The sequence below is a fragment of the Mycobacterium sp. 1165178.9 genome, assembly GCF_001673555.1.
GTDB lineage: Bacteria > Actinomycetota > Actinomycetes > Mycobacteriales > Mycobacteriaceae > Mycobacterium.
In genome coordinates this window covers 1-9828 of the sequence record NZ_LZMB01000195.1, presented here as the reverse complement: position 1 = coordinate 9828, position 9828 = coordinate 1, and the positions used below count along the sequence as shown (strand labels likewise).

At 66.3% G+C, this 9828-nt stretch carries 10 protein-coding genes; 6 read left to right on the top strand and 4 right to left on the bottom strand.

Annotation, left to right across the window (positions count from 1 at the left end; genetic code table 11):
- The 4 genes from A5652_RS09365 to ag85C form a co-directional block, all read left to right on the top strand.
- A partial coding sequence (locus tag A5652_RS09365; protein ID WP_369805770.1) for a MarR family winged helix-turn-helix transcriptional regulator occupies positions 1 to 287 on the top strand: 287 nt, incomplete at its 5' end.
- Positions 284 to 1114, top strand: coding sequence for an ATP-binding cassette domain-containing protein (locus A5652_RS09360; protein WP_067349647.1), 831 nt, complete (start codon positions 284 to 286; stop codon positions 1112 to 1114). The genes A5652_RS09365 and A5652_RS09360, both read left to right, overlap by 4 nt.
- Entirely contained in the window at positions 1104 to 1922 is an 819-nt protein-coding gene (locus tag A5652_RS09355) for an ABC transporter permease (protein ID WP_067349644.1), read from the top strand. Before A5652_RS09360 ends, A5652_RS09355 begins: the two co-directional genes overlap by 11 nt.
- Before the next feature lie 233 nt (positions 1923 to 2155).
- A complete protein-coding gene (gene ag85C / locus A5652_RS09350; protein WP_067349641.1) occupies positions 2156 to 3181 on the top strand; it encodes a diacylglycerol acyltransferase/mycolyltransferase Ag85C in 1026 nt (341 codons plus the stop codon).
- A 57-nt stretch (positions 3182 to 3238) separates the two neighbouring features.
- On the opposite strand, the gene A5652_RS09345 is transcribed toward ag85C, so the two are convergent.
- From A5652_RS09345 to A5652_RS09330, 4 genes are all read right to left on the bottom strand, one after another.
- Positions 3239 to 3925 carry a YoaK family protein gene (locus tag A5652_RS09345; RefSeq protein WP_067349638.1) on the bottom strand — a complete coding sequence of 229 codons (687 nt, stop codon included), beginning with the start codon at positions 3923 to 3925 and terminating at the stop codon, positions 3239 to 3241.
- A gap of 43 nt (positions 3926 to 3968) precedes the next feature.
- Entirely contained in the window at positions 3969 to 5318 is a 1350-nt protein-coding gene (locus A5652_RS09340; RefSeq protein ID WP_067349635.1) for a maltokinase, read from the bottom strand.
- Positions 5319 to 5397: 79 nt separating this feature from the next.
- A complete protein-coding gene (gene treS, locus A5652_RS09335; protein ID WP_067349650.1) occupies positions 5398 to 7170 on the bottom strand; it encodes a maltose alpha-D-glucosyltransferase in 1773 nt (590 codons plus the stop codon).
- A 121-nt stretch (positions 7171 to 7291) separates the two neighbouring features.
- On the bottom strand, positions 7292 to 8374 hold the full coding sequence (locus tag A5652_RS09330) for a S1C family serine protease (RefSeq protein WP_067349632.1): 1083 nt from the start codon (positions 8372 to 8374) through the stop codon (positions 7292 to 7294).
- A gap of 161 nt (positions 8375 to 8535) precedes the next feature.
- On the opposite strand from A5652_RS09330, the gene A5652_RS09325 reads away from it, so the two are divergent.
- Both A5652_RS09325 and A5652_RS09320 read left to right on the top strand, forming a co-directional pair.
- On the top strand, positions 8536 to 8961 hold the full coding sequence (locus A5652_RS09325; protein ID WP_067349629.1) for a TIGR03668 family PPOX class F420-dependent oxidoreductase: 426 nt from the start codon (positions 8536 to 8538) through the stop codon (positions 8959 to 8961).
- A 143-nt stretch (positions 8962 to 9104) separates the two neighbouring features.
- Positions 9105 to 9828: GTP-binding protein (locus A5652_RS09320; RefSeq protein ID WP_156745238.1), on the top strand; the 724-nt coding region annotated here is incomplete at its 3' end.

Genomic DNA, 9828 nt, shown 5'->3' with positions numbered 1-9828 from the left:
CCGCGGCCGCCGAGCTCGGGCTGGTGCCCAACACCGCCTCGACCCTGGTCACCAAGCTGGTGTCCGGCGGACTGTTGCTACGGACGGCGGGAGACACCGACCGCCGGGTCTGCCAGCTCCGGCTCGCCGAGCCCGCCCAGCAGATCGTCGACGCATCCCGCGCCACCCGGCGCGCATTGCTGTCCGAGGTGATCGACGAACTCGACGACGACCAAATCGAGTCTTTGACAAAGGGAATGGAGGTCCTCGACATGATGACCCGAAAACTTCAAGAGCGGCGACCATGAGCGGATCGCTGCCGATGGCGGTCGACGGCCGAAACCTGACCTATCGCTATGGCCAGTTCACCGCCGTCGACGACGTGACATTGCAGGTGCGGCCCGGCGAAACCATGGGCCTGCTGGGGCCGAATGGCGCCGGTAAGACGACCATGGTCCGGATGCTGACCACGCTGACCCCCGTGCAGCACGGCGAACTGCGTATCTTCGGGATGGACGCGCGCCGCCAAACCACCGGCATCAGAAGCAATATCGGCTATGTGCCGCAGCAACTTTCGATCGAGCCCGCGCTCACCGGCCGGCAGAATGTGGCGTGGTTCGCCCGGTTGTACGGCGTGCCCCGCAGCGAGCGCGCCGATCGCGTCGATCAGGCGCTGGTCGCCATGGATCTCATGGAGGTGGCCGACCGGCTGGCGTCGTCCTACTCCGGCGGCATGGTACGCCGTCTCGAGGTGGCGCAGGCGCTGGTCAACCGCCCGTCGCTGCTGGTGCTCGACGAACCAACCGTCGGGCTGGATCCCATCGCGCGCGACGGCGTATGGGCCCAGGTGCAAAAGATGCAGGCGCAGTTCGGCATGACCGTGCTGCTGACCACCCACTACATGGAGGAGGCCGACGCGCTGTGCGACCGTGTCGCACTGATGCACCGCGGCCAGCTGCGTGCCGTCGGCACCCCCGACAAGTTGAAGGCGACGGTATCGCCGTCGGCCACCCTCGAGGACGTGTTCCGCCACTACGCGGCATCGGGCCTGGACGAGGAAGGGGATCCAGCGGAGGCCGGCGAGTCCATTCGTGAAATCCGTTCCAGCAGAAAGGTGGCGCGTCGTGTCGGTTGATAGCGCCGCGGCGGGCACGCTGATCCGCGCCCCGCGCGGCTGGCAACGAGTCGGCGCGCTGTCCAGCCGGATCGGGGCGTTCGCGATCGTCGAACTGCAAAAGCTGCAACATGACCGGACCGAGCTGGTCACCCGAATGGTGCAGCCCGCGCTGTGGCTGTTGATCTTCGGGACCACGTTCAGCCACCTGCATGTCATCCCCACCGGCTCGGTGTCGTATCTGGCGTTTCTGGCGCCCGGAATCATCGCCCAGTCGGCGCTGTTCATCTCCATTTTCTATGGGATACAAATCATTTGGGATCGAGACGCCGGAGTGCTGGCCAAACTCATGGTGACGCCGGCCCCGGCGTCGGCGCTGATCACCGGCAAAGCGTTCGCCGCCGGCGTCCGTTCGGTGGCACAGGTGGTCGGGGTGCTCGCTTTGGCGTACGTGATGGGTGTCGGCCTGACGGTCAATCCGCTGCGGATAGTCGCCGCGATGGCCATCGTCATGCTCGGCGCCGCGTTCTTCGCCTGCCTGTCTATGACCCTGGCCGGTCTGGTGCGCAACCGCGACCGCCTGATGGGGATCGGCCAAGCGATCACGATGCCGTTGTTCTTCGCGTCCAACGCGCTGTATCCCGTCGACGTGATGCCGACGTGGCTACACGTGCTGAGCAAGGTCAATCCACTCAGTTACGAGGTGAACGCGTTGCGCGGTCTGCTGATCGGCACCCCCTTCAACCCCCTGGACATCGTCGTGCTGGTGGTGGCTGCTGTGCTCGGAATCGTCACGGCATCAACGCTTTTACGTCGCCTGGTCGCCTAGGCGCTGCGGCCGCCTTAGCGCATGCGCCATCGCAGCGCAAGATGGGCGCATGGTTCCGAGAGACGATCGTGATCCGACTGTGACGATTTCTCGGCGAGGCCCAATCGTTAGCCAACCGCGATCTGTCATCCCGGCCGCGACAATGGGATTCGGTGCTCTCGCTGTGTTTCACTCCCCGAGAACAGATTCGACCGCACCATGCGGCAGATGAAAGTTGGGATGGGTAGAGAGCTATGTCGTTCTTCGAAAAGTTGCGTGGCGCAGTGGCAACCATGCCGCGCCGACTGGCGATCGCGGCTGTGGGTGCCTCCCTGCTGTCCGGTCTCGCGGTAGCCTCCGGCGGCTCCCCCGTCGCGGGGGCCTTCTCCAAGCCCGGCCTTCCGGTGGAATACCTCGAGGTGCCCTCGCCGTCGATGGGCCGCACCATCAAGGTCCAGTTCCAGGGCGGCGGATCGCACGCCGTCTACCTGCTCGACGGCCTGCGCGCGCAGGACGATTACAACGGCTGGGACATCAACACCCCCGCGTTCGAGGAGTTCTACCAGTCCGGCCTGTCGGTGATCATGCCGGTCGGCGGGCAGTCCAGCTTCTACAGCAACTGGTACCAGCCCTCGTCGGGTAACGGACAGAACTACACCTACAAGTGGGAGACCTTCCTGACCCAGGAAATGCCGCAGTGGATGCAGGCCAACAAGCAGGTCTCCCCGGCCGGCAATGCGGCCGTGGGCCTCTCGATGTCGGGCGGCTCCGCGCTGATCCTGGCGGCCTACTACCCGCAGCAATTCCCGTACGCCGCCGCGCTGTCGGGCTTCCTCAACCCCTCCGAGGGGTGGTGGCCCACCCTGATCGGGCTGGCGATGAACGACGCGGGCGGCTACAACGCCAACAGCATGTGGGGGCCGTCCAGCGACCCGGCGTGGAAGCGCAACGACCCGATGATCCAGATTCCGCGACTCGTCGCCAACAACACCCGCCTCTGGGTCTACTGCGGGAACGGCACGCCCAGCGACCTCGGCGGCGACAACATGCCGGCGAAGTTCCTGGAGGGCATGACGCTGCGCACCAATGAGCAGTTCCAGAACAACTACGTGGCCGCCGGCGGGCGCAACGGGGTGTTCAACTTCCCCGCCAACGGGACGCACTCCTGGCCCTACTGGAACCAGCAGTTGGTCGCGATGAAGCCCGATATCCTGCAAACCCTCAACGCGGTCAACGCCGCACCGGCCAGCCCGCCCGCGGCTACCCAGCCCGCGACCTGAGGCCACAAGCCAGCATCGGCAGTAGCGCACCGGTAGCGCTACTGCCGATGCTCTTTTTCACGCCTCGTCGAGCAGGGCCCGGCGATCGGCATGGAAATACGTGTAGCCGGTGGTCAGCCCGCACACCGCGGTGGCCACTACCAGCATCCACGTCCCGTTGACCAGCGTGCTGATGAAGCCGCCCACCGTCGCGCCGACCGCGAAGCTGGCGAACAGCAGGAAGTAGCCCAGCCAGTCCGTCGCCGATCCGCCGGCGATGTGGCGTTCGATCCCCTGGCCCATCTTCACCAGCGTGCCGGTCACGTAGCTCAGCGGGACCGACACCTCGCCGTCCTTGACGAACGACGTGTTCAAGGTGCCAATCCCGAAAGCCACCAACATGATTGGGGCGAAGTCGAGCAGATTCTCTTCCCAGCCCTCGTCGACGACATCGACCACGGCCGCCGCGGCCAGACTGAACGTCGTCAGCACCGTCGGGCCGTGCGGGTGCGCCACCCAGAAATGCCGCCGGCACACCGAGGCAACCACCACGCCCGCGACGAAGCAGACGATCAACACCCCCGCCGTGACCGAGAGGAGCACGTCGCCGCGGAAATAGCCGAGCACCGCGCGCTGGGCGTTGCCGGTCATGAACGTCACGAAGTAGCCGGCGGAGTGGGTGAAGGCGGTGGCACCCAGCACGCCCGCAAGCGCGGCCAGCACCCACGACAACCGCGACTCGCTGTTGTTTATCTCAGTCGGCACAGGCACATGCTTTCAGACGGCTCCGCCGCGGTTGCGGACGCCGCTAGGCGGCGGTGAGACGAGCGATGGAGCGCAACGGAATTGGCAGCCAGCCCGGCCGGTGCCGCGCCTCGTAGCCCGCCTCGTAGACGGCCTTGTCCAACTCGTAGGCGGCGAGCAGCTGCGCCGAGTCGCGCGGATCGATCCCGGACGCAGACGCGTAGCCGTCGCAGAATGCCGTCCGGTTGCGCTCGACCCACTCCCGGGCGCGCGCCGCCAATTGCTTGTCGTCCGCCTGGTCGACCAGCGGTCCATAGGCCGCGTACTCGAACGATCGCAGCACGCCGGCCACATCCCGCAACGCGGAATCGGGCGCACGGCGCTCCTCGAGCGGCTGTCCAGGCTCGCCCTCGAAATCGATGAGCAACCAGCGCTCCGGCGTGCGCAGCACCTGGCCCAGGTGCAGGTCGCCGTGGATGCGCTGCACGGTGATCGTCTCCGCGACCAACTTCTGGAATCGCTCTTCGATCGTCGCCGCGTGCTCCTCGAGCGCGGGAACCAGCGCCACCGTCGAGGACAGCCGCGACAGCACGTTGTCCACGGGGAAGATGGCCTGCGAGGTACCCAGAGCCTCTGCCAGGGCCGCGTGCACCGACGCCACGGCCTCGCCGAGCCGATAGGACTCGCCGGCGAAGTCGCCGCCGACTTCGTACGCGTAGAGGTCGCCCTCGGCGAACAGGTCGCGGACGCTGGCGGTGGCCATCGCCCAGCCTTCGGCGGAATTCGCGGCGAACTCGGTCACCATGCCCAGCGGCCACGCCGCGTCGGCGTCGCCGTCCGAACCAGTCATCTCGTAGGTCCCCAGCAGCCGCGCGACATGCGGGTTACCGGCGCGGCCCAGCACGCGATTCAGCTCGATGTCGGGGTTGATGCCGCTGCTCACCCGGCGGAAGACCTTGAAGATGGCGTCGCGGTCGAAGATGACGCTGGTGTTGGACTGCTCGGCATCGGATACGTGCGCCATCGCCTCCAGGGGCAGCTTCGCATCCGGCTCCTTGGCGAATTCGACCTCGGTGCCGGACGCGCCGCGCGAGGCCGAAGAGTCGATCAGCGAGAGCAGAAACCGCGGCGCATCGGCGTCATACATCGCGTCGAAGCCGGTCCGGCCGTCGGCGGCGCCGATGGTGGCGACGTTGCTGTATTCGGAGACCGGCGGAGCGTCCCAGCGCACGATCACCTGGTAGCGGTGCCGGGAACCGTCGGCGTAGTCGGCGTCGACGAGCACCAGGTCGAGGCCGTCGTCGAGCGGGACGACGACGCTCGCCTCGGCGCTGGACAGTTCGCGGTTGCGCCCGGCGTACCAACGTTGCTGTGGAAGCCACTCAGACCAAGGCAGCTTGGCCGGCTGTGTCATCGGCGCCACTCCTCCTCATCACTTCGTCCCCCCGCTAGCAGGTGGTACCCCCACTGCGTCGTCGCGGCGCGAGCCCTCATCATGAATCCTCCTCGCATCCGGTCAGCTGGAACCAGTAGAACCCGTGGCCCGGCAGCGTGAGCAGATAGGGCAGGTGACCGATGCGCGGAAACTCCACCTGCCCGGTCAGCTCGACCGGCGTGCACCCGCTCCAATGCTGCAGATTCAGTTCAATCGGCTGGGGGAAACGCGACAGGTTGTTGACGCACAGCACGGTGTCACCGTCTTCGGACATCTGCCGTACGAAGGCCAGCACCGAGGGGTTCGAGCCGCCGAGCTCTTCGAAGGTCCCGATCGCGAAGGCCTCGTGACGGCGCCGCACGGCCAGCATCGTCCGGGTGAAGTTGAGCAGCGACGTGGAGGTGTCGCGTTGCGCCTCCACGTTGACCGCCTGGTAGCCGTAGACGGAATCCTGGCTGGGCGGCAGATAAAGCCGGCCCGGGTTGGCCTTCGAGAAGCCCGCGTTGCGGTCCGGTGTCCACTGCATCGGTGTGCGCACCCCGTCGCGGTCACCCAACCAGATCACGTCGCCCATGCCGATCTCGTCGCCGTAGTACAGCACCGGCGAGCCGGGCAGCGACAGCAGCAGAGCGGTGAACAGCTCGATCTGGTTGCGGTCGTTATCTAGCAGCGGCGCCAGCCGGCGGCGGATCCCGACGTTGGCTTTCATCCGCGGATCCTTGGCGTACTCGGAATACATATAGTCACGCTCTTCGTCCGTGACCATTTCCAGCGTCAACTCGTCGTGGTTACGCAGGAAGATCCCCCACTGCGCCATATCGGGGATCTCGGGAGTCTGGGCCAGGATCTCCGAAATCGGGAAGCGCGATTCGCGGCGCACCGCCATGAAGATGCGCGGCATCAGTGGGAAGTGAAACGCCATGTGGCATTCGTCGCCGCCGGTGGTGGCGTCGCCGAAGTACTCGACGACGTCGGCCGGCCATTGGTTGGCCTCGGCCAGCAGTACCCGGCCGGGGAATTCATCGTCGATGACCTTTCGGACGCGCTTGAGGAAGGCGTGCGTCTCGGGCAGGTTCTCGCAGTTGGTGCCCTCGCGTTCGAAGAGGTAGGGCACCGCGTCCAGCCGGAAACCGTCGATACCTAACTCGAGCCAGAACCGGAGCACGTCGATCATGGCTTCCTGCACGGCCGGGTTGTCGTAGTTCAGGTCGGGCTGGTGGGAGAAGAACCGGTGCCAGTAGAACTGCTTGCGCACCGGGTCGAAGGTCCAGTTCGACTCTTCGGTGTCGATGAAGATGATCCGGGCGTCGGTGTACTTCTCGGCGGTGTCGCTCCACACGTAGAAGTCGCCGTACGGGCCGTCGGGGTCGTGCCGTGACTCCTGAAACCAGGGGTGTAAATCGGAGGTGTGGTTCATCACCAGGTCGGTGATGACCCTGATGCCCCTCTCGTGCGCGGCGTTGAGCAGCGCGACGAAATCCTCGACCGTCCCGAACTCGGGCAGCACCTTGTAGAAGTCCCGGATGTCGTACCCGCCGTCGCGCAGGGGCGAGTCGTAGAAGGGCGGCAGCCAGATGCAGTCGATGCCCAGCCATTGCAGGTAGTCGAGGCGTCCCAACAGACCGCGTAGGTCACCGGCGCCGTCGGCGTTGGCGTCGAAGAACGCCCGCACCAGCACCTCGTAGAACACTGCGTGCTTGAACCAGGTCGGGTCGGTGGGCAGCGCGGCGGCGTTGTTGAAGTCCTCGGCGTCGGGGTGTTCCACGACGCCGTCCTGGACGTGACTGCCCCCCTCGGGATGGTGCTCGACAGCTTCTCTTGCGTCGTTCATCAAATCCACGATGCCACGGGTACCCTGGGCGCGACTTTCGGAATCACGCCCCCACGCTTACGCCGAAACACGCCCGGTCGCAAGCGATTTGGCCACCGGTCCGGTTCCGTCGGCGCCGATGTCAGGCCGGTGGTCCCTCCGCCAGGGTGATGTTCACGGTGTGATCGCCGCCGTTATTGGACCGGTAGTGCACCGCAATGGTGTCCCCGGGGTGATGCGGGACGAGCACCTCGGTCATGGACGTCGCGCCGGTGATCGCGACGTTGTCGACGCCGGTGATGAGGTCGCCCGGGGCGATCCCGGCGGCGCCGGCGGGACCGGCGTTGACCACCCGTTGCACCCGCGCGCCCGTGCCGTTGTTGTCCATCACACCCAGGCCGAGGAAGCCGGTGGGACCGATGTGCACCGTGTTCGAGCCGGCGCCCGAGCGGATCTGCCCGGCAACTCCCATCGCGCGCCCGATCGGGATGGCGAAGCCCTGCCCGCCCGACATCTTGTAGCTGTCGGTCGCGGCGGTGTCCACACCGATCACCTGGCCGGCGTTGTTCACCATCGGCCCGCCGGAATCACCCGGTTTGATCGGGGCGTCCGCCTGGATCAGGCCGCCCAGGCTCTCCTGCGCGCCGGTCAGCGTGTCCGTTGCCGAGACGCTCTGGTTGAGCGCGACGACCTTGCCGGTCACCGCGTTGGGCGTGCCGCCCTGGCCGCCGACGTTTCCGAGCGCGACGATGGGCTCCCCCACGGTGGCCTCGCCGCCGATCGCGGCGGTGGGAAGGCCGGACGCGCCGCGAAGTTGCAGCACCGCGATGTCCTGCGTGCGGTCGTAGCCGACTACGTCAACGGCGTAGCTCTGGCCGTTGCCGACGGCGAATGCGCTGATGTCGGTAGCACCGGAGATCACGTGGTTGTTGGTCAACACGACGCCGTTGGGATCGATCACGATGCCGGTTCCGGCGCCCACCGCGTTGTTGTAGCCGAATTTGGTGTCAATGTTGACAACCTGAGGCCCAACCTGACCGACCATCGCCGACGGGTCGAGTGGCGCCTGGGGGCGGTCGGTGAACCGATCCAGAGTCAGGTTGGATGGTGACGCCGACGCCGGCGCGAGGCCCACGCCGGATCCCAGACCAAGACCCAGTCCGACCACGGTCAGCACGCTGACCAACCATGACCACAAGACCGAGCGGTGGTGCGGTTTGCTCATCGGTGTCACCCTCCTGCTTCGCGGTAGAGAACAAACTGTCCCGGCCTCAGGCTCTTGGCGGCACATGTGTGTGTATATAACCGTAATGCAGGTAGCTATGCACGGCATGTGTGAGGTTCTGACCAGCCTTCCTCATCTAGGGCGCGTCCTAAGCTGGCACGGTGGGCGGATTCGACCCCAAGGCCAACTTCGGCCGGGCCCGAGTAGCCCGACTGGGCACGGTCGCGCCCGGCGGCCTGCCCCACCTGGTGCCGGTCGTCTTCGCGGTCGCCGCGGACGATCGGGGCGGGTCCGAGGTGGTCTACACCGCCGTCGACGCGAAGCCGAAAACGACGCGGCGGTTGCGCCGCCTGGCCAACATCGACAGCAACCCCCGGGTGAGCCTGCTCGTCGATCACTACGCCGACGATTGGACCCAGCTGTGGTGGGTGCGTGTCGACGGCGTCGCAACCATCCACACCGATGGTGACGCCCTTGAGCTCGGGCGTCGCCTACTGAGCGCGAAATATCCCCAGTACCAATCGGTTTCGCTGGACGGCCCGGTGATCGAGGTCGCGGTGCGGCGTTGGTCCAGCTGGCATTACTGAGCGGGGCCCGGCAGTGCCGCCCGCCGCAAAGGCACCTGATCTGGCCCGACGGTCTTGTGGTCGACCGAAGTTGGGTGGATGGTAGCTAGATAGGTGCTGGCGAGGACAGCAACGGCGCGCCCCGGGCAACCTGGAGGAAAGTCATGGCCGACAGGACAAACGCTTCCCAAGGAGCGGGGAACGTTCCTACCGCCAACGGTCCCGACGAAATCCGCAACGTGGTGCTGGTGGGACCGTCGGGTGGCGGCAAAACCACACTCGTAGAAGCGCTGTTGGTCGCGGCCGGTGTGCTGACCCGGAGCGGCTCGGTCGCCGACGGCAGCACGGTTTGCGATTACGACGATGCCGAGATCCGCCAGCAACGGTCGGTGGGCGTCGCGGTGGCATCCCTGTCGCACGGCGGCATCAAGGTGAACCTGGTCGACACTCCCGGATACGCCGATTTCGTCGGCGAGTTGCGGGCTGGGCTTCGCGCCGCCGATTGCGCGCTGTTCGTCATCGCGGCCAACGAGGGCGTCGACCAGCCCACCAAATCGCTGTGGCAGGAATGCGACCAGGTCGGCATGCCCCGCGCCGTGGTGATCACCAAGCTCGACCACACCCGGGCGAATTACTTTGACGCGCTGGCCGCCGCGCAGAATGCCTTCGGCGACAAGGTGTTACCGCTCTACCTGCCCACCGACCTGCCCTCCTGCCACGGCCTGATCGGGCTGTTGTCGCAGACGCGTTACGAATACACCGACGGCAAACGCACCATGCAACCACCGGATCCGTCCGACGCCGACCAGATCGAGGAGGCGCGCGGCGCCCTGATCGAAGGAATCATCGAGGAGTCCGAAGACGAGTCGCTGATGGAGCGCTATCTCG